This window comes from Natrinema amylolyticum (genome assembly GCF_020515625.1).
Classification (GTDB): domain Archaea; phylum Halobacteriota; class Halobacteria; order Halobacteriales; family Natrialbaceae; genus Natrinema; species Natrinema amylolyticum.
On the sequence record NZ_JAIWPJ010000001.1, the window covers coordinates 1,284,636 to 1,303,331 of the forward strand.

The window sequence follows — 18,696 nt, forward strand, 5'->3', positions numbered from 1 at the left end:
GATATCCAACGGCAGACATCGTATCGATCGTCCCCACGGACGGTACACTCCGTAGAACGCCATGAGCGAGACCTACTACGAGCGTCTCGTCGACGAGGACGCGCTGGTCGCGTATCTGGAAGATCACCTCGGCAGCGTCGACGACTACGAGATCGAACGCCATCAGGAGGGCCACTCGAACGAGACGCTGTTCGTCACCTGGGGCGACCGCGAACTCGTCATCCGGCGGCCGCCGCCGGGCGAAACGGCCGATACGGCACACGACGTCCTCCGCGAGTACCGCGTGACGAACGCGGTCGCCGACACCGACGTTCCGGTCCCGAATCCGGTGCTCGCCTGCGAGGACCACGACGTCATCGGCAGCGACTTCTACGTGATGGAACAGCTCGAGGGCGACGTGCTCCGCGAGGGCGAACCCGAGCGGTTCGCCGCGCCCGAGCACCGCCGTCGAATCGGCGAGGAACTCGTCGACACGCTGGCCGAAATTCACGACCTCGATTACGAGGCGATCGGACTCGGCGAGTTCGGCCGTCCGGAGGGCTACACCCAACGGCAGGTCGACCGCTGGGGGAAACAACTCTCGTGGGCGTTCGAGGTCACCGAGGAGGAACGCGAGATTCCGGACCTCCACGAGGTGGGGGACTGGCTCCGCGACAACGTTCCCGAGGAACACCCCCACACGCTCGTCCACGGGGACTACAAGCTGGACAACGTCATGTTCGGCCCCGGGACGCCGCCGGAACTCGTCGGCGTCTTCGACTGGGAGATGGCTACGCTGGGCGACCCGCGTGCGGACCTGGGCTGGATGCTCTCCTACTGGCGCGATTCGAAGGATCCCGACCCGGAGATTCCGGAGCTCGTCACTCGCTTCATGGAGCAAGAGGGGTATCCGACCCGCCGCGAACTGGTCGACCGCTGGGAGGACCGGACCGGCTACGAGTTCGAACAGGAGCGGTTCTACCGCGCGCTCGCCGTCTACAAACTCGCCGGCCTCGGCGAGATGTTCTTCCGACGCTACCTCGAGGGCAACAGCGACGATCCGATGTACCCGAAGATGGAAGACCGCGTGCCGGCGCTGGCCGCGCGAGCGAAGCGGATCATCGAGGGCGACGAACCGCTGTAGTCGGTCCGACCGGTCATATTCGAGCCAACACCTCGATTTTCCCTGTTGAACGCGCGTCGGCGACGGCGTCCGAAGGAACGAGAGATCGATCGTCGGAAACGGGAAGGAACATTACAGAGGTTTCCCGGGGACGGCGAGAGATATACGGTTGTTATCGACTCGGATCAACTCTTAACAATGGAAAGGCGGTGTCGGTGGAATTAATACATTTCCCGCCGATGCCACGACCATGTCACTCGAAAGCATTGACCGCGTTGCCGTTCTCGGCGCGGGGAACATGGGACACGGGATCACCGAAGTAACGGCCATGGCCGGCTACGACGTCACGATGCGCGACATCAAAGACGAGTTCGTCGAGGACGGCTACGAGTCCATCGAGTGGAGCCTGCAGAAACTCGAGGAGAAGGAAATGATCGACGAGTCCGCCGACGAGGTCCTCTCGCGGATCGAGACGACGACGGACCTCGAGGCGGCCGTTTCCGACGCCGACCTCGTCATCGAGGCCGCACCCGAGGACCTCGACCTGAAACACGAGATCTTCAGCGATCTCGAGGAGTACACCAGCGGCGACACGCTGCTGGCGACCAACACCTCGAGCCTGCCGATCACGGACATCGCGGAGGCGGTCGATACGCCCGAGCGCGTGCTGGGACTGCACTTCTTCAACCCGCCGGTCAAGATGGACCTCGTCGAGGTCATCTACGGCGAGGACACGAGCGACGAGGCCGCCGAGGCCGGCTACGAGTGGGTCGAGTCGATCGGCAAGACGCCGATCTACGTTCGCAAGGACGTCCGCGGCTTCGTCGTCAACACCATCGTCGGACCCTTCGGCGGCGAGCCCGCGTTCATGGTCTCGAACGGCGAAGCGACGATCCGCGAGGCCGACGCGACGATGGTCCACGAGCGGGGCTACCCGATGGGGCCGTTCGAACTCGCCGATCTCACCGGCATTGACGTCGGCTACCACGTCCGCAAGGAGGGCGACAGCCCGATCCCGCCGATCACGGAGGAGAAGGTCGAAGCCGAAGAACTCGGCCAGAAGACCGGCAAGGGCTTCTACGACTACGAGGACGGCGACGGTGCCGACTACGAGCCCGAGGACGCGGGCGACTTCGACTGGCTCCGCGTCGAGGCGCGCATGATCAACCGCGCCGCCTTCCTCGTCGGCGAGGACGTCGCTACCCCCGAGGAGGTCGACACCGGCGTCCAGCTCGGACTCGGCTTCCCCGAGGGTATCTGCCGCCGCGCCGACAAGATCGGTCTCGATACGGTCCTCGAGAAGCTCGAGACCCTTTACGAGGAGACCGGATCCGACCGATTCGAGCCCCATCCGTATCTCGAGCAACTCGTCGCAGAGGGCAAGACCGGCGAGGACGCTGGCGCCGGCTTCTACGACTACGGCGACGACGAGCTCGGTCCCTACCACGACCTGAACTACGAACTCGAGGACGGCGTTCTGCGGGTCGAACTCGACCGCCCCTCGCGGATGAACGCGCTCTCGGAGGACCTGCTCGGCGAGATCGACGACCTCTTCGACTCGGTCGACACCGACGAGGTCCGGTGTGCGACGATCGAGGGGAGCGGCGACCGCGCGTTCAGCGCCGGCGCGGACATCTCCGGCTTCAGCGACACGGATCCGACCGACATGATGGATGTCACGCCCGCCTTCGAAACGGTCAACGATTTCCCGCGGCCCGTCCTCGCGAAGATCGACGGCTTCTGTCTCGGCGGCGGCCTCGAGCTCGCGCTGGCCTGTGACCTGCGGATCGCCACCGACCGCTCCTCGTTCGGTGCGCCCGAGATCGGTCTCGGCCTGATTCCCGGCGGCGGCGGGACCCAGCGGCTCACCCGCATCCTCGGCGAGACCCGCGCGAAGGAACTGGTCTTCCGCGGCAACCACATCGACGCCGACCGCGCAGAGGATTGGGGCCTGATCAACCGCTCCGTCGAGCGCGACGACTTCGACGACACCGTCGACGAGTTCCTCGACGACCTTCGCAACGGCCCGCCGATCGGCCTCAAGGTCGCCAAGAAGGTCATGAACGAGGGTCAGGACGCCAGCCTGGACGCCGCACTCGCCATGGAGAGTCAGGGCTTCGGCCTCCTGACGAGCACGGACGACGTCCTGGAGGGCACCGCCGCGTTCGCCGAGGACCGCGAGCCCGAGTTTGAGGGCGAGTGACATGAGCGGCGGACCGGCGGACGCGTCGGACTGGCCCGAATGGCAGTCGTTCGTCGCGAGCCACGGCTACCTGTCGTGGCTCGATCTCGAGGTCGACCATCTCGAGGACGGCCGCGCGGTCCTCGTGCTCGAACGGAACGAGGACTTCGAGAACCCGATCGACACCGACGGCCCGAACCCGGTCCACGGCGGCATCGTCGCGACGCTGATCGACACCGCGAGCGCGTTCGCTCTGCGGAGCACGTTCGAAGATCCCGGGAAGGCCCACCTGACGACGACGGATCTCAACGTCTCGTATCTGCGGCCGGCGACCGGCGACCTGCGGGCCGAAGCCGAGGTGCTCCGGGCCGGCGGCTCGACCGGTGTCACCGACGTGACCATCGAGGGTGCCGACGGCGAGGCCGCCGTCGGCCGCACCACCTACCGACTGTTCCGAGACGGCATCGGTGGCGAGTGATCGCGTCGCTGTAATTCGGACTCCTCGAGGTCGGCCACGATTACGAAAGGCGTCCGTGGCCGACGACCGGTCGCGCTCTCGTGCGAGTTGTTACTGCTCGTCGGATAAAACGCCCGCAGCGAGCGATTACCCTTCGCTGCGGTCTTCGCCGAGCTCCTCGAAGATCCGCGGATCGGTCTGGAACTTGAGGACGTTGTGGACCGCCGAGTTTCGAATGTTCGAGATGACTTTCCCGTAGTCCCGATAGCAGTCGTGGATCCACTGGGAGATCTCCTGGCGGTCGCGGAACATCATCACCGTCTTCCACTGGTACTCGCCGTCCGAGAGGAAGAAAAACAGCGTGTGTTTGTCCGCCTTGATGTGCTCCATCGCCTCGCGCCAGTTGTCGTCGAAGTGTTCGGGATTGAACTTGAACTCGAACAGCGCGAAGATGTAGTACTCCTCGTTCGGAATGATCGCCTCGCGGAAGACGCCCTCGTCGCGCATCCGCCGAATCGATTCGCTGACGGTGACGTGGGAGACGTCGATCCCGTACTCGGACTCGAGGACCTGCGTGAGCTCCCGCGAGGAGAGCTGCGGGTCGTTCGAGAGCTCGCTGAGGATCGCGATGTCGCGGTCTTTGAACTCCCAATTCGGTGATTCGTCGCTCATGCTATCGTGACACTCGTAGCTGCCATGATGTTACGCTTGCGCTCCGGCAAGGAACTCGCGGAGGCGGTCGGCGTAGGCCGCCGACCGATCCTCCGGAACCCAGTGATAGGCCTCCGATAGCGGCGCGAGTTCGGCGTCCGAGATGTCCTCGGCCAGTCGCTCGGCGTAGTCGTAGGGCTGCATCACGTCGTCTTCGCCCCACAACAGCAGCGTCTCGGCTGTGATCGCGCCGACATCGATCTCGGTCGTGTGGTTCGTGTTCGTCGACACGGCATTACGAACGAGCGAGACGTGGCCCTCGTCGGTCAGCCACGGCGCTTTCATGCCGTCGACGAACTCGGGGTCGGCCTCGCCGTAGGCTCCCTCGACGAACGCCGAGTCGAGCCGCCCCTCGAGTTCCTCGCGGTCTATCTCGGCGGTCGACGGGAGTCCGAGATTCGAGACGAACTCGACCGGCCAGGAGTCGTAACAGACGGCGTTCGATAGGACGAGCTGGTCGACCATCTCGGGATTGTGCGCCGCAAAGCGGAGCGCGACGCCGCCGCCGATGTCGTGGGCGACGAGCGCGATCTCCTCGACGTCGAGGTCGTCGAGCAGGGCCTCGAGGACCCTCTCCTGTGCGCGGATCGAACGATCGAAATCGTCGCTCATCGCGGAGTTGCCGTAGCCGACCATGTCCGGGGCGATCGTGCGACGGTCGTCGGCGACCGACGGGACGATATCGCGCCAGAGGAACGACCAGGTCGGAATGCCGTGGACGAAGACGACCGGCGGCGCGTCGCTCTCGTCGGGGCCGTCCTCGTGATAGGCGACCTCGAGGTCGCGGCCGTCGACCGATACCGTCGTCGACGACTGTCGCTCGCTCCAGGTCTCGTGGTCGACCATTTATTGCCCTCCGTTCGCAGCGACGGTCGCCGGGAGACGAGTCGCGCCGATCTGCCAGCGGGACGTGCGGTGACGGACAGTTCGTGCGGAGTGTTCTCGCATCATGATTGGTGTCACACCGCTATTTCAGTTTCCAACATAAAGTCTGTTTGGGCGAGTGCTACCGATGTTAACCACGACTTCGAGAGGTGAGTCTCGACGACTCGAGCGTTCCGGCCGATCGGTTCGGTGACCGAGGTCGGAAGCGGACGCGATTCGACGGCGCTATTCGTCGTCCGATCCCGCCGTCAGTCCCGCCAGCGATTCGTCGCCGATTTCGTCGAGCACGCGCTCGTGGAACGACTGGAGGGCGGCGCTCTCGTCTTCCGCGAGGACGACGTCGCTGGCCGACAGCGTCGCGAGGCCGAACGCCCGCGGCGTCGGCGAGTCGAGTAGCTGGCGGGTCACGGTGAGGTCGCCGGCATCGATTGCGCCGACGATGTCCTCGATCTCGCTCACGTTCAGTTTGTCCTCGAGAATCTCGCGATAGGTCTCCTCGATCACCGCGAACTCCTCGAGGTCCTCCGCGAAGCCGAGCAGCATCTCGCTGGAGACCTGCTGTTCGCTCGCGGACTTCTCGTAGCCCTTGTAGCGTTTGAGGATCATCAGCGAGCGGGTCGCGTTGATCCGGAAGTAGCGCTGGAGCAGGTCCGTTCCGGAGAGCGACGACCGGAGGTCCGCGCGCACCTGCTCGGCCTCGAGGTCGTCGATGATCCCGTCGATGTCGACCTTGCGATTCAGCGGCATCGAGAGGACGAAGCCGTTGTCCGCGACGGCGACGCGGACGTTCGCGGTCGCCTCCTGTGCACAGCGGTAAGCCAGCAGCCGCGAGAGGCCGTCGTTGACCTTGCGGCCGTACGTCGAGTGGACGTAGTAGTGGCGTTCGTACTCCTCGCGGTCCCGGACGACCTCGATCGCGAGGCGGTCGAGCGTGCTCACGCTCTCGGTGCCGGCGTACCGACACTGGTGGTCGAACAGGCGGGCGATGGCCCGCACGCTGTTATCGTCGAGTGGGAATTCTCGGAGCCACGCGCGGACCCGCGGCGGACCGCCGGCCTCGTAGCGCTCGAGGAGTTCCCCCTGAAACGCGAGGATTTCGCGGCCCAGATCGTACGAGAGCGGCAGTCGCTCGGAGTACCACGAGGGAACGGTCGGGCGGGCGCTCGTGCGGTCGACGTACACCTTCGACCCCCGTCGGTAGCGGTACTCGAAGTTGTTCCCGCCGAGGACGAAGACGTCGCCCTTCTCGAGCGTGTCGAGGTACTGTTCGTCTAACTGGCCGACCCACTCGTCGCCTGCGCGCGTGTAGACGTCGCAGGTAAACGAGTCCGGAATCGTCCCGATATTAGTCATGTAGATGACCCGCGCGAGTCGACCCCGCTTCCCGATCAGGGGTTCGCCGACGGGGAACGTCTCGTGGTGGTGCTGGCCGTCGGGCGGGTCGTTCTCGTCGCGCCAGACCTTCGCGTAGACGTTCTTCTCCTCTAGCCCGGCGTACTCGGCGGTGAGATACCGCATGAGGGACTCGTACTCGTCCTCGCCGTAGTTCCGATAGGGGTAGGCCCGACGGAGGATTCCCGTCAGTTCGGCCTCGGGCCGAATCTCGGCGATCGCCATCCCGTAGACGTGCTGGGCGGCCACGTCCTGGGCGTTCTCGGGGATCGACACCGAGTCGACGAACCCCTCGGTGGCCTTCTTGAGCATGACCGCGCACTCGAGGAGTTCGTCCCGGTCGAGCGCGATCACGCGCCCGGTGACGGTCTGGCCGACGCGGTGGCCCGCGCGGCCGATCCGCTGGAGCAGGGACGCGACGGACTTGGGCGAGCCGACCTGGACGACGAGGTCGACGTGGGGCATGTCGATTCCCAACTCGAGGCTCGTCGAAGTGGTAACCACCTCGAGGTCGCCGTCTTTCAGCCGTCCCTCGATGTCCTGTCGGACGTCCTTCGAGAGGCTGCCGTGGTGACAGCCGGAGTTTTCCTCGTCGTAGGCGTCGAAACGCTCCCGGAGGTTGTGGAGGACCCGTTCGGCTCCAGAGCGCGTATTAGTGAACACAAGGGTGTTCGTGTGGTTCTGGACGTGCTCGTGGAGGGTTCGGTAGAACCGCTCCTGGACGACCTCGCGAGGCGTGTTGATCAGGTCGTCGGTCGGACACTCCAGTTCCATGTCGAACTCGCGGGCGAAGCGGGCGTCGACGATCTCGTACTCGCGGGGCTCTCCTCCCGGTTCCTCGCGGCCGACCAGGAACTCCGCGACGCGAGAGAGCGGCTCGATCGTCGCCGAGCAGCCGATCCGCGTGACCTCCCCCTCGGCCATCGCTTCGAGTCGCTCGAGGCTGACCGTGAGGTGGGTCCCCCGCTTGCCCGCCGCCAGCGAGTGGATCTCGTCGACGATGACGTACTCGACGGTCCGGAGCTTCTCGCGGAACTTCGGCGAATTCAACAGGATCGCCAGCGTTTCTGGAGTCGTGTTGAGAATGTGGGGCGTCTCCTCGAGCATCTTCTGGCGATCGCTCGAAGAGGTGTCGCCGTGGCGGATCGCGTGGCGGATCTCGCCCATCGACCCCTCGCCGTCGCGCTCGGCGACGACGTCCTCGATGCCTGACAGGGGTACCTCGAGATTGCGGTGAATGTCGTTCGCGAGGGACTTGAGGGGGGAGACGTAGAGGCAGTAGACGGAGTTCTCGAGGCCGTTTTCCGAGTCGCGATCGAGCTCGTACAGGTAATTGATGATCGAGAGGAACGACGACATGGTCTTTCCCGAGCCCGTCGGCGCACAGACCAGCGTGTTCGTCCCCTCGTGGATCTTCGGGATCGCACCTCGCTGTGGCGGCGTGAAGAAGCCGTCGTTCTCGGGGACGAACTCGCCGAACTCTTCTATCCACCACTCCTGTACCGCGGGCTCGAGCGACTCGAACACGTCGCCGTCCTCGATGGTCGCGTCGGCCGGATCGAAGGGGAGATCGTCATCGTCGACCGGCAGCTCGAGGCGCTCGGTCCCGTCCATTACCGTCGTTTCGGGGGCCGGTGTGTAAGAGGGTTTGGACAGCGGGGTGAAAGTGAAACGGTCGGTCGGAAACGGAATCGAACCGCCACCGCTCGCGCGCACTCTCGCGGACGTACTACTCTACTGACAACCACAATACAGATATTCAGTCGTACCTTACATTCAAGAAATGCTATCGTCGCGGGTACTCGGTATCCCCGTCCTCGTTCTCGTGGTCGGGTTCCTCACGGTAGGGCTCGTCGGGGGAACGACGGTCGTCGACCCCGACGGGGACGGCGTCCCACCGGTGGTCGAGCTTCGCGACGGGACCGCGGTCTTCGACGGCGATACGGACGGTGACGGGCTCGACGACGGTGCGGAAAAGCGATACGGGACCGATCCGACCGTCGGCGATACGGACGGTGACGGACTCGCGGACGGCGAGGAGGTCCGCGAGCACGGAACGGACCCGCTCGAAGCGGATACCGACGGTGACGGGCTCGACGACGGGACGGAAAGACGCGAGTACGACACTGACCCGACCGAGACGGACACGGACGGTGACGGACTCGCGGACGACGAAGAGGTGTTCGAGTACGACACCGATCCGACCGCGTCGGACTCCGACGGCGACGGGCTCTCCGATTTCGAGGAACTCGAGGCGTACGGAACCGACCCCGAGACGCCCGATACGGACGGTGACGGCCTCCGTGACGGTCCCGAAGTCACCGAGTACGAGAGCGATCCGCTGGCGACCGAGACGGACGGCGACGGCCTCGACGATGGCACGGAAGTCCACGAGCACGGAACCGATCCGGCGGCGTCGGACACCGACGACGACGGGCTCCCGGACGGTGCGGAGATCCACCGGCAGGATCTGTATCCTGACGCCGATCCGCTCAAGACGGACATCTACGTCGAAATCGATACCATGGAGGGAGTCGACCTCGAGCGAACCGAGGTCGAGCGGATCGTCGCCGAATTCGACGCGGCCCCGCTCGAGAATCCCGACGGATCGATCGGTGGCGACCTTCACATGCGCTTCAACGAGACGATTCCGCGGGAGCCGTCGACCGACACCGGCGACTTGAACGGGTATCGATCGCGATATTTCGATCGGGAGGGCACGGGATACCACTATCTGGTTATCGTCGACGAGATCGCCAGTGAGCGGCGTCACGGAAACGTCGTCGGCAAAGCCGGACTCGGGACGATGATGGTCGAAGCGCAGTCGGGTCGCGACGAGACGGGGTCGACCGTGATGCACGAGTTGGGTCACTCGCTCGGCCTCTCGAACACCGATTTCGAGGGGATCGACACCGACCAGTACAGTTTCGCCAGCTACACGAGCGTGATGAACTACAATTCGCCGCCCGATTACTACGGCTTCGCCGCGGGCGACCTGTTCAACGAGTTCGACGACTGGGCGTACATCGACGATCACATGTTCACGCCGGCGACGTCGTTCGTCACCGTCGACGAGTGATCCAGATATCGGTTCGCGACGACGGTTGCCGGACCGTCTCCGCTCGGACTGCTGTGAGCGGCGTTATTCGACCGCAGTCGAACTACCGGGGTCCTCGGTCGCCGCCGTCACCTCGATCTCTCCCGAATCATCGATGCGAACGTGCGTTCCGCGATACGTGAACTCGACGGCCACGCTCGAGTCGTGCGTCGACCGAAACAACGCGTCCAGCGCGTCCGTATCGACGACCTCGTGTAACGGCGGTTCGAGGTCAATCGGTTCGACGTCTTCGTACGCCGCCACCCCCTGTACAACCCTGATACTGGTCGGAACCGTCTTCGACATATATCAACTGCCAACGACGCCCTAAATAATTCTCCCGATACTTTGCTGACGCGCGGCAGACGCGCGTCAGACGATTCCGGCCGCCGGAGAGTCGAGAATCGAGTCGAGCCAACGACTGCGAACGCGAGCGCACTTTGCAATCCAGAACACGTTTATACCAGTTTTGGTTAATAGATAACAGCCCGTAGCCGCGACAGCGATCGATAACCCGCGGCCGAAGGCTGTCAGAGGCGTTCCACCCACCATCGGACGGTAACCCACCGGAGCGAACACCGTTCGCTCGAGACCGTCTGCAAATCGCATTTTTCGATCACCGGTACTTCCTCGTCGGCCGTATTTCGGAAGTTGATATTCGACGTTCAACGGCAACGACCCTGGTACATACGGTTGGACGAGGACGCGGTAGTATGATCGAATAGCCGCCGTAAGCAGTTGAAACAGCGGTCTCGAGGTTCATTCTCCCATACCTGGCCGGCGAGGAACATCCCCTCATGTCGTCGACCGCCTACGGAATCGGCAAACGGACGCTCTAGGTCGCTGCCGACGGGGTCGCATGCCGGCCCGGAGACCAACCGACGACCATCGACTCCCTTCGGCTCCCGTGGGTCGTCGATGATGAACAGGTACAGAAGATGTTCGTCAATACCGAGCGGACGCTGGCCGGACTCGAGGACGCCGGGGAGCTCCACACCCAGCGCGCCTCGCTGTTTCCCTCCGACCACGTCTCGGACGCGGTCGATCTCGTCCGCCAGGTGTCGAGGCGGATTTTGGCGGTTACGAGCGCATCTGGGTGTCTGTATCCGACTCGAACGTCGAGATACTCTGTCTCGAGGTCGCCGCGGAATGCTTTCCTATACTGCCGGTCGCCGACGTTGTCGATGGTGACTACACGGCGCTGGTTGATACCATGACGGCCGAGACGCTGTTCAACTGGGTCCCCGAGTGGGCTGGCGGTAACTGACCTAGCGCTCTGCTTCGAGTGCCCGACAGAGACGATATTCCGTTCGGTGATCGACACGCCCGGAAAGATGTTCATGAGGGGGAATTCACAGTTCACTGTACGCAGCGGATCGTCAGAACGAACGCGCGCTCGGAGCCGAGCATGTTCTCGGAGGTCAGATGGCGGAGCACACTCGAGGTGGCAGCCTTCTAATATTTTCCGGGCAAATCTGATAATCGCATGACAGCGTGACTTCAAGGATCCGCTGGAACTCCGATAGTCTCCCCTGATTCTCAGTTTTGAAAGCCATTCATCGTTCACAGACTATCACTATCCCTTACTTATATATACAAATGACTTCCTCGGTGCTATTAGCATCGGTGACGACATGTGAGAAAGCGGGACACGAGGTTGGTTCCAATCCCCTTGGTCCGCCACGCCTTGCTTTGCTGAGGCAGTAGATAAGCTTTCTCACCGTTCACAGCCGATGGGTAACAAACATGGATTTGAAAGGACTTAAACCAAAGTTGGTCGGATCAGACGATGAACGTGCAGTGTCACCTGTCATAGGTGTCATCCTGATGGTGGCAATTACGGTTATTCTTGCTGCCGTTATCGCTGCTTTCGTACTGGACATGGGCGGAAGTATCGGAGAGGAGGCGAACGCAGGTGTGAACATCGAGGTCGACGAGGCAAACAACGAGTCGACACTTGAAGTCACCTCGATGGGTAATTCGGATCAGGTCAAAATTCGTGGGAATGCAGTAAATGCTAGTAATCTCAGCGATGGTGCGCTGACCCTCAACCAGTCGGGAGATGTCCGGACCTATTCTCATGATGAGGGTAATCTTTTTGAGAGTGGTACTATCTCGGCCGTCGCAGTCATCAACGAGAGCGAGACAGAGACGCAGGTTGCGAGTGAGACCTACGACTTCACCAGTAGCTAACGGCCTCTCATAGTACTCCGTTTTTTCACACCAATGCTTAGCACATCGTATCGGCAAGATAGGGGTGTCTCGCCCGTGATCGGCGTGATCCTCATCGTTGCGATTACCGTCATCCTCGCGGCCATCATCGCCGGGTTTGTTATGGATCTCGGCAATTCGATCGGCGAGGATGAGGCACGGGCCGGCGTCGCGGTCGACGTCCATCATGATCCCCAAGAGATCGATATCCGCGTCGTGACGCTGGGGAACGCCGAGTACATCAATATCAGTGGCACGCCGTACACCAACCACGATAATAGCGGTCCGCTCGGCGATCGCAGCGATATGCGTGAGTTGACCGTCGGCGACGAGGTGACCATCGATCAGGACGACCTTGAGCCCGCGGGCCAGGAGGGGACCGTCACCGCCGTCGCAGTCAACGGTGACACTGAGACGCAGGTCGGTAGCGAGGACTATAACTTCACATAAGCGTGACAATCACCGGTATCGAGCCGGAACTCTACTTCTTGCCGTTGGTCGGGATACGAACAAGACAGGTTTAGCCAATGAGATAGATCCAGTTCTAAGACCTTTAGATATCGCTAGCTTTTTGACGAGTCCGGCGTCCTTCACTATCGTCAACGTGATGCTCTCCTCTTGGATCGACCTTTGACGACGCGGCTCGTCGTTTCGTATAGCGTTCTCATATCTTATAGAACTTAGAACGGACCACAGTTCAACGAAGTTGCTCCTATTTTCGAGCCTCGCATCACAGCGGTCGCTCTCTTACTCATTGTGTCGCGAAAAGTGGGACCGCCGAGAATTGAACTCGGGTCCTACGGACCCCATCCGCAGAGGATACCACTACCCCACGGTCCCGCACGTGGACCGATGGCCGTCTGCCGCTTAAGGGTGTCGTTTCGCGGTCGGCACGTCACTCGTTTTCGCACCCGCTCGAGACCGGCCGTCAGACCAGCACGCGCTCGAGATCGACCACAATACCGCTGTCGGCATCGACGGAGCCGGCCAGTTCGCCGAGACACACCGCCGCGCCGTTGGGCGTGTAACAGGCGACCAGCGCCCCCTGGTCGATCCCGTCGTCGGCCTCGAGCACGCCCGGGGCGTAGACGGGCGCGCCCTCGGCGACCTCGCGGGCCGCGTTCTCGGCAATGGTGACGCTCGGAATCCCCTCGAGAATCCGTTCGGCGGGGTCGACGACGTCGTACAGCGGTTCGGGATCCTCGTCCTCGAGCCAGAAACCGAGCGCATCGAGGAAGTCGTGGGCGCTGTGGAGCGTGCGGTCGTCGAACGGATCCGTCGCCGTGCGGCGCAGGTGACCCATGTGCCCACCGGTGCCGAGCGCCAGTCCGAGGTCGTGACACAGTTTGCGGACGTAGGTCCCGCTCTCGCAGCGAATCCGCAGAAGGAGTCGTCGGTCCTCGACCTCGAGCACCTCGAGATCGTAGAGTTCGCGCACGCGCAGGCGGCGCGAGACCGCGCTCTTGCGCGGGGGCTTCTGGTAGATCGGCCCTTCGAACTCGGCGACGACCGATTCGGCGTCGGCGGGGACCGGCGCGTGACACTCGAGGACGGCGACGTACTCCTTGCCGCCCTCGAGGAAGACCTGCGCGAGCCGGGTCGCGTCGCCGAGCATGACCGGGAGACAGCCGGTCACTTTCGGATCGAGCGTGCCCGCGTGGGCGGCGCGGTCGATCGTCGACTCGACGCCGCGCTCGGCCAGTGTCTCGACGACGGCGTCTCGAAGCCAGCCGCTGACTTGGTGGGACGACGGGCCGGGCGGCTTGTCGAGGTTGACGACGCCGAAGGTGAGCAACTCGGCGGGCGATCGCTCCGACGGTGGGCCACGGAGACGCATTAGAACTCGGTCTCGAGGTCGACGAGTGCCTTTCCTTCGTCGCCCTCGGGTGCGTAGCGCTCGACGGCAGTGACGAGCATGTCGAGGACGGCGTCGGGTTCCCAGCGGGCCGTGTTCACCGAGAGATCGTAGATCGTGAGATCCCGAATGTCGATGCCGTAGTACTCCTGGTAGCGCTGGGCCTCGCTGGCCTCGCGGGCTTTCGTCTCCTCAGTCGCACGCGCGGGCTCTTTGTCCTCGCGGTCGGCGATGCGCTCACCCCGAACCCGTGCCGGCGCGTCCAACCAGAAGCGGAAATCCGCCTGTTCCCCGGCCAGCCAGCCCGCGAGCCTGGACTCGAGGACCAGATCGTCTCCCTCGACGGCGATCTCGCGGAGCCGCCGATCGAGGTCGCGATCGATCTCGTCGTTCTCCTCGGCGAGCTTGTTGAACTCGAGGGGGGTGTAGCCGCGTTCGTCGGCCAGTTCCCGAAAGATGTCTCCGCCGCTGACGTGGTCGAGATCGAAGGCGTCGGCGAGCAACTCGGCGGTCGTGCTCTTCCCGCTTCCCGGCGGGCCGGAGACGGTAAGTAACATACTCCCTCTGCGAGGGGGCAGGTAAAATGGGTTTTGAATCGGGGAGCGCGGGCGACGGCCGTCTCTGGGCGGACGACCGATCCGCGAGCCCACGATCCCGCGAGCAAGCGGAGATCGGCGGCGGTGAGCCGATCAGGCGCTCGAGGGCGACATATCGATGTTCAGCGACTTGCGCAGCAGCTGGGAGAACCCCATCGAGCACAGGAAGTACCAGACAATCCAGGCCTGCATCGGACCGATCACCCCTTCCTGCCACTCGATCTCACCGACGAGGGGCATGACGACGGTCTGCTCTGCAGCGCCGATACTGCCCGTTCGGATCGTCCAGTACATCCAGAGGAACAGCGGGATGGTCAACAGCATGATCCAGACCATCGGGCGGAACTGCTCTTTGAACATCCCGAGGTTGTCCGCCATGGCCTCCATCTGTTCCTCGCGGGCGCGTTCGATCTCGTTCTCGAGGCGTTCGATCTCCGCCTCGCTCGCGCCGCGTTCCTCGGCGTCTTTCTTCTCCTGCCGGAGCTCCTTTTGCTCCTCCTGGACGGCCTGCATCCGCTCCTGGTACTTCCCCATGACCTCCGTGTTCATCAGGTTCGCCTGGAGCAGCGACGAGTAGAGGCCGGTGATCAGCGCGACCGAGAGGATCACGGCGTAGAACGGCAACGCCGCATCGAGCGGGCCGAGCACGGCGTTGACCGTCCCCCCGACGACGTTCTGAATCGAATCGAACCAGTAGCCGGGCATCAACAGGAGCGCGCCGACGCCGGCGAGCTTGTCCCACTGCGACCAGCTCGATTCGTCCTCGTCGATGTCGACGTCGGCACCGGCGCCGCTGTCACCATCACCGTCGAGAGCCCGGTCGAAGGCCTCGCGGTCGGCGATCTCGAACCCCTGGTCGCCGTCGACTAACACTCCTTTCTCGATCAGTCGCCCCCACTGGCCGCTCGTCAGGTCGTCGCTGACGTCGGCCCACTGGACCTCGCCGCCGTTCCTGTCGGCTTCCTCGCGGATCGCCTCGAGGGCGGTTGCCATCGAGGAGTCCTCGCTGACGAGGGCGTCGATCTTCTCGGCTGTACGCGTCATCTGCTTGTCCTAGGCGTCGTCCGGTATACAAGTGTTTTTCTTCGGTAGTCACAGCGTCCTCGGGACGCCCAGCGGTGACACGTCGTTCAAGCGGCCGAGGGTCAGTTCGCTGTCGACCGGACGGACCGGCTATCTCGCGCGATAGGGAACAGATACGTAATATTCGCTGTTATTGTATCGATATGAACTGTCTGATCGGTCGAACGGTTTATCATACGGAATCCCGAACTGCCAGTCGATATAAATGGGTTCACGACGCGATGGCGGAGCAGTTATACCGTCGAAACGGGGGGTAACTGCAGTAATCGGCCTCGTTCTCTTGATCGGGATGGTCGCGACCGTCAGCGTCGGTATCCTTCTCGTCGCGGGGGACACGATGACCAGTGCAGAACAGCGCTCGGAGAACGAACGCGTCCAGCAATCGTTCGTCGAGATGAGCCAGCAGATGTCGACGGTCTCGTCGAACAACGATATCTCCCGGACGATGGAGTTCGACGCCGGTGAACGCGGTGCAATCGTCAAGACGGATACCGGCACGATCAATATTTCCGGTCCGGGATTCGATAACACGATCACGATTCCGATTGGGGCTGTCGAGTACGAGGGCGACGACGGGACCCGCATATCCTATCAAGCGGGCGGTGTCTTCCGCGAGACCGGCAACGAAACGCGGGTCGTCTCCGCTCCGCCGGTGTACTACGACAGCAGGGATAATACGTTCTCGTTCCCGATTACCGAAGTTAACGACGATGCACAACTCGGTTCGGGCGAGGTGCGAATGTCCCATGAGAATACATCATCTTACGAAAATGTAACGTACATCGAACAGAGCACCGTGACGATCGAAATCACGAGCGAGTACTGCGTCGGCTGGGAGACGTACTTCCAAGGCCAGACCGCAAACGCAGAGGGGCAAGCGATCACGGAGCGGTGCGGAAACGATGACACGATGATCGTGGAACTCGGCCGGACCGAGGTCGAAGGCGACTTCAGTCAGGCGGTGTACGCCGGTGGCGGCGGGATCGAACTCGGCCACAACAACGCCGAGATCGACGGGAACGTCACGACCGACGGCGAGGTCCACGGGTCGGGCAATGTCACTGGAGACGAAATAGAAGAGAACCAGGAGCCGATTCCGTCGTTCGATAGCGTGATCGAGTCGAAGGTCGAAGACGCCGAGCGAGGAGAGGGCGAACCGATCGACCTCGGCGACAACGAGACGACGCTCGAGGGCGGAACGACCTACTACGATCCGGACGGATTCGACCTTCAGGACGATGTTACCGTCGATCTAGACGATGGAAACGTGACGCTCATCGTCGACGGTGATATGGGATTCACCGATAACGATCTCACGGTGGACACAACCGGTGCCGAAGATAATACCTCGTTCCAGGTGTTCGCGACCGGGAACATGTCCATGGATAACCAAGAAGTGTGTGTCAACGGCTGTGATTACAACTCGGGAGACTCCAAATCCCTGCAGATATACGGAACGTCGTCGATGCTCGTCCACGTCGGGACCGGGAACTCGAAATTCGAAGGGATCCTGTACGCTCCGCGTGACGAGAGCTATGCCGAGTCAGAGGGAATCGATCACTGTAGTCACGATGTGAACGGAACGGAACCGGACGTCTGTATCGACGGCGGTGGCGGGGCGGCCCAGATATACGGGACCATCATGGCGGGGCCGATGTACGTAGACAATAATTTCGAAATCGAACACGACGAGTCACTCACCGGTTTCGAACCGGACGTTCGACACGGCGTTTTGCCGCCGCGACTGACGTACCTCTCGATCGCGGTCCACGAACTCGACGTCAGAAATAGCTGAAACCGGGTTACGCGGCGTCTTCGATCGTTTCCTTCACGTCTTCCCACACATCATCGGGAGCCTGCTCACCGTCGATTCGCTCGAGGTCGCCCTGTTCCTCGTAGTACTCGATAACTGGCTCGGTGTTCTCGTGGAAGACTGAGAGCCGCTCTCTGACCGTCTCTTCGGTGTCGTCGTCCCGCTGGACCAGTCGCTCCTCGACCTCGGGGTCCTCGGGCGGGTTGTACTCGACGTGGTAGATGTCGCCCGTGTCGGGATCCATCCGACGGCCCGTTAGCCGGTGGACGAGTTCCTCCTCGCCGACGTCGAGGTAGAGGACGACGTCGAGGTCGGTCATGTCCTCGAGTTCCTCGGCCTGCTCTATGTTCCGCGGATAGCCATCGAGGACGAAGCCGTCGGCTTGACTGAGCGCTTCGTCGACGATGGCGTTGACGACCTCGTCGGGGACGAGTTCGCCCTGGTCCATGTACTCGCCCGGCGTGTCGTACTCGGTGTCCATGTCGGAGATGTCCATCTCCTTGTTGTTCCGGAGCGCGTCACCAGTGGTGATGTGGTCGACGTCGAACTCTTCGGTGATCTTTGCACTCTGGGTCCCCTTTCCCGCCCCGGGCGCACCCAGGATCAGGATTCGTGGCTGTGCCATACGCCACCGTTCAGGGGCGGCACATAAAGGCTTAAAGAATCGGGCACGTTCGTCCGATTATGACTCGATTCGATGCCGCCGAGCCCGCCGAGCGACGGAAACTCTACGTCGACGCCATCACCGCCCATCGCGAGCGCGGGAGCGCGTTTCTGACACTCGAGGTCGACGAGGGAGCGCTCGAGACGAACGATGAGACGGGGACCGAACGCGAGTCCGACAGCGAATCGGACGATGGATCCGCGGAAGCGGGCGTCCCGTGGGTTCAATTCGGTGACGGAACGATCAATCTCGACTGTACCGACGACGAGTTAGACGCCCTGAAAGCCGTCCTCGAGGAGTTCCCGGCGTTCAAAATCGACGACCTGATTCGACCCGAGGACGCAACGGGCGTCAACGTCCGAATCAGTGCGAAGGCCGATCAGAACCGGATCGCCCAGTTCGTCGACGACGTGTTCCTCGAGGTGTACGACCTGCCGGCGACGGTTCGCGTCTGGGCTGTCGACGTCTGACGAAAGCCCAACTGAAACGAATTACACCGATTTCGCGGTTGCCATCCGATCGGTCGGATACTGGCTCGATCTGCGGTCAGGAACATCCAGCCGTGCGGGCCCGGTCTCGAAAGAAGTCTGTCGAGGCCCGTGAGACCGATTCGGTCGTCTCGGTCGTGTCCGAGACGAATATATTCGG

General features: G+C 62.7%; 17 protein-coding genes and 1 tRNA gene. 9 read left to right on the forward strand and 9 right to left on the reverse strand.

Features of this window, described 5'->3' with window-relative positions; genetic code table 11:
* Positions 1-61 precede the first annotated feature (61 nt).
* The 3 genes from LDH66_RS06305 to LDH66_RS06315 all read left to right on the forward strand — a co-directional run bounded on the left by LDH66_RS06305 (position 62) and on the right by LDH66_RS06315 (position 3,762).
* The gene (locus tag LDH66_RS06305) at positions 62-1,123 is read left to right on the forward strand and encodes a phosphotransferase family protein (protein WP_226480212.1); all 1,062 of its coding nucleotides are present in this window, start codon (positions 62-64) and stop codon (positions 1,121-1,123) included.
* Between the two features lie 229 nt (positions 1,124-1,352).
* Positions 1,353-3,305 carry a 3-hydroxyacyl-CoA dehydrogenase/enoyl-CoA hydratase family protein gene (locus LDH66_RS06310; RefSeq protein ID WP_226480213.1) on the forward strand — a complete coding sequence of 651 codons (1,953 nt, stop codon included), beginning with the start codon at positions 1,353-1,355 and terminating at the stop codon, positions 3,303-3,305.
* A gap of 1 nt (position 3,306) precedes the next feature.
* The gene (locus tag LDH66_RS06315) at positions 3,307-3,762 is read left to right on the forward strand and encodes a PaaI family thioesterase (RefSeq protein ID WP_226480214.1); all 456 of its coding nucleotides are present in this window, start codon (positions 3,307-3,309) and stop codon (positions 3,760-3,762) included.
* Positions 3,763-3,888: 126 nt separating this feature from the next.
* On the opposite strand, the gene LDH66_RS06320 is transcribed toward LDH66_RS06315, so the two are convergent.
* From LDH66_RS06320 to LDH66_RS06330, 3 genes are all read right to left on the reverse strand, one after another.
* Positions 3,889-4,413, reverse strand: a complete 525-nt coding sequence (locus LDH66_RS06320; RefSeq protein WP_226480215.1) for an Lrp/AsnC family transcriptional regulator — start codon at positions 4,411-4,413, stop codon at positions 3,889-3,891.
* A gap of 30 nt (positions 4,414-4,443) precedes the next feature.
* Positions 4,444-5,298 (reverse strand): alpha/beta fold hydrolase, encoded by an 855-nt coding sequence (locus LDH66_RS06325; protein WP_226480216.1) that lies wholly within the window; start codon positions 5,296-5,298, stop codon positions 4,444-4,446.
* Positions 5,299-5,562: 264 nt separating this feature from the next.
* Positions 5,563-8,343, reverse strand: coding sequence for an ATP-dependent helicase (locus LDH66_RS06330; RefSeq protein WP_226480217.1), 2,781 nt, complete (start codon positions 8,341-8,343; stop codon positions 5,563-5,565).
* Positions 8,344-8,512: 169 nt separating this feature from the next.
* On the opposite strand from LDH66_RS06330, the gene LDH66_RS06335 reads away from it, so the two are divergent.
* Entirely contained in the window at positions 8,513-9,808 is a 1,296-nt protein-coding gene (locus LDH66_RS06335) for a zinc metalloprotease (protein ID WP_226480218.1), read from the forward strand.
* A 63-nt stretch (positions 9,809-9,871) separates the two neighbouring features.
* On the opposite strand, the gene LDH66_RS06340 is transcribed toward LDH66_RS06335, so the two are convergent.
* Positions 9,872-10,132, reverse strand: a complete 261-nt coding sequence (locus LDH66_RS06340) for a HalOD1 output domain-containing protein (protein ID WP_226480219.1) — start codon at positions 10,130-10,132, stop codon at positions 9,872-9,874.
* 790 nt (positions 10,133-10,922) lie between these two features.
* Between LDH66_RS06340 and LDH66_RS06345 the strand changes: the two genes are divergently transcribed.
* The 3 genes from LDH66_RS06345 to LDH66_RS06355 all read left to right on the forward strand — a co-directional run bounded on the left by LDH66_RS06345 (position 10,923) and on the right by LDH66_RS06355 (position 12,487).
* Positions 10,923-11,093, forward strand: coding sequence for a hypothetical protein (locus tag LDH66_RS06345; protein ID WP_226480220.1), 171 nt, complete (start codon positions 10,923-10,925; stop codon positions 11,091-11,093).
* Positions 11,094-11,572: 479 nt separating this feature from the next.
* Positions 11,573-12,019, forward strand: a complete 447-nt coding sequence (locus LDH66_RS06350; RefSeq protein ID WP_226480221.1) for a type IV pilin domain-containing protein — start codon at positions 11,573-11,575, stop codon at positions 12,017-12,019.
* Between the two features lie 33 nt (positions 12,020-12,052).
* Positions 12,053-12,487 (forward strand): type IV pilin domain-containing protein, encoded by a 435-nt coding sequence (locus tag LDH66_RS06355; RefSeq protein ID WP_226480222.1) that lies wholly within the window; start codon positions 12,053-12,055, stop codon positions 12,485-12,487.
* A gap of 319 nt (positions 12,488-12,806) precedes the next feature.
* On the opposite strand, the gene LDH66_RS06360 is transcribed toward LDH66_RS06355, so the two are convergent.
* The 4 genes from LDH66_RS06360 to LDH66_RS06375 all read right to left on the reverse strand — a co-directional run bounded on the left by LDH66_RS06360 (position 12,807) and on the right by LDH66_RS06375 (position 15,532).
* Positions 12,807-12,877 (reverse strand) — tRNA-Pro (locus tag LDH66_RS06360).
* An 88-nt stretch (positions 12,878-12,965) separates the two neighbouring features.
* Positions 12,966-13,874 carry an RNA-guided pseudouridylation complex pseudouridine synthase subunit Cbf5 gene (locus tag LDH66_RS06365; protein WP_226480223.1) on the reverse strand — a complete coding sequence of 303 codons (909 nt, stop codon included), beginning with the start codon at positions 13,872-13,874 and terminating at the stop codon, positions 12,966-12,968.
* Positions 13,874-14,449 (reverse strand): (d)CMP kinase, encoded by a 576-nt coding sequence (gene cmk, locus LDH66_RS06370; RefSeq protein ID WP_226480224.1) that lies wholly within the window; start codon positions 14,447-14,449, stop codon positions 13,874-13,876. Before cmk ends, LDH66_RS06365 begins: the two co-directional genes overlap by 1 nt.
* Positions 14,450-14,581: 132 nt before the next feature.
* Complete coding sequence (locus LDH66_RS06375; protein WP_226480225.1) at positions 14,582-15,532, reverse strand: DUF106 domain-containing protein; 951 nt, start codon at positions 15,530-15,532, stop codon at positions 14,582-14,584.
* A gap of 244 nt (positions 15,533-15,776) precedes the next feature.
* Here LDH66_RS06375 and LDH66_RS06380 point away from each other — a divergent pair, with 244 nt between their 5' ends.
* A complete protein-coding gene (locus LDH66_RS06380) occupies positions 15,777-17,366 on the forward strand; it encodes a DUF7289 family protein (RefSeq protein WP_425492891.1) in 1,590 nt (529 codons plus the stop codon).
* Between the two features lie 7 nt (positions 17,367-17,373).
* On the opposite strand, the gene LDH66_RS06385 is transcribed toward LDH66_RS06380, so the two are convergent.
* Positions 17,374-18,009 carry an adenylate kinase gene (locus LDH66_RS06385; protein WP_226480227.1) on the reverse strand — a complete coding sequence of 212 codons (636 nt, stop codon included), beginning with the start codon at positions 18,007-18,009 and terminating at the stop codon, positions 17,374-17,376.
* Positions 18,010-18,068: 59 nt separating this feature from the next.
* Here LDH66_RS06385 and LDH66_RS06390 point away from each other — a divergent pair, with 59 nt between their 5' ends.
* Positions 18,069-18,518, forward strand: a complete 450-nt coding sequence (locus tag LDH66_RS06390; protein ID WP_226480228.1) for a DUF7975 family protein — start codon at positions 18,069-18,071, stop codon at positions 18,516-18,518.
* Positions 18,519-18,696 lie beyond the last annotated feature (178 nt).

Bases quoted from the DNA above. Each gene is read 5' to 3' on its own strand.
- LDH66_RS06315 (WP_226480214.1), top strand. From the start codon at position 3,307: ATGAGCGGCGGACCGGCGGACGCGTCGGACTGGCCCGAATGGCAGTCG.
- LDH66_RS06355 (WP_226480222.1), top strand. From the start codon at position 12,053: ATGCTTAGCACATCGTATCGGCAAGATAGGGGTGTCTCGCCCGTGATC.
- LDH66_RS06350 (WP_226480221.1), top strand. From the start codon at position 11,573: ATGGATTTGAAAGGACTTAAACCAAAGTTGGTCGGATCAGACGATGAA.
- LDH66_RS06320 (WP_226480215.1), bottom strand. From the start codon at position 4,413: ATGAGCGACGAATCACCGAATTGGGAGTTCAAAGACCGCGACATCGCG.
- LDH66_RS06325 (WP_226480216.1), bottom strand. From the start codon at position 5,298: ATGGTCGACCACGAGACCTGGAGCGAGCGACAGTCGTCGACGACGGTA.
- LDH66_RS06380 (WP_425492891.1), top strand. From the start codon at position 15,777: ATGGGTTCACGACGCGATGGCGGAGCAGTTATACCGTCGAAACGGGGG.
- LDH66_RS06390 (WP_226480228.1), top strand. From the start codon at position 18,069: ATGACTCGATTCGATGCCGCCGAGCCCGCCGAGCGACGGAAACTCTAC.
- LDH66_RS06310 (WP_226480213.1), top strand. From the start codon at position 1,353: ATGTCACTCGAAAGCATTGACCGCGTTGCCGTTCTCGGCGCGGGGAAC.
- cmk (WP_226480224.1), bottom strand. From the start codon at position 14,449: ATGTTACTTACCGTCTCCGGCCCGCCGGGAAGCGGGAAGAGCACGACC.
- LDH66_RS06385 (WP_226480227.1), bottom strand. From the start codon at position 18,009: ATGGCACAGCCACGAATCCTGATCCTGGGTGCGCCCGGGGCGGGAAAG.
- LDH66_RS06330 (WP_226480217.1), bottom strand. From the start codon at position 8,343: ATGGACGGGACCGAGCGCCTCGAGCTGCCGGTCGACGATGACGATCTC.
- LDH66_RS06340 (WP_226480219.1), bottom strand. From the start codon at position 10,132: ATGTCGAAGACGGTTCCGACCAGTATCAGGGTTGTACAGGGGGTGGCG.
- LDH66_RS06365 (WP_226480223.1), bottom strand. From the start codon at position 13,874: ATGCGTCTCCGTGGCCCACCGTCGGAGCGATCGCCCGCCGAGTTGCTC.
- LDH66_RS06305 (WP_226480212.1), top strand. From the start codon at position 62: ATGAGCGAGACCTACTACGAGCGTCTCGTCGACGAGGACGCGCTGGTC.
- LDH66_RS06335 (WP_226480218.1), top strand. From the start codon at position 8,513: ATGCTATCGTCGCGGGTACTCGGTATCCCCGTCCTCGTTCTCGTGGTC.
- LDH66_RS06375 (WP_226480225.1), bottom strand. From the start codon at position 15,532: ATGACGCGTACAGCCGAGAAGATCGACGCCCTCGTCAGCGAGGACTCC.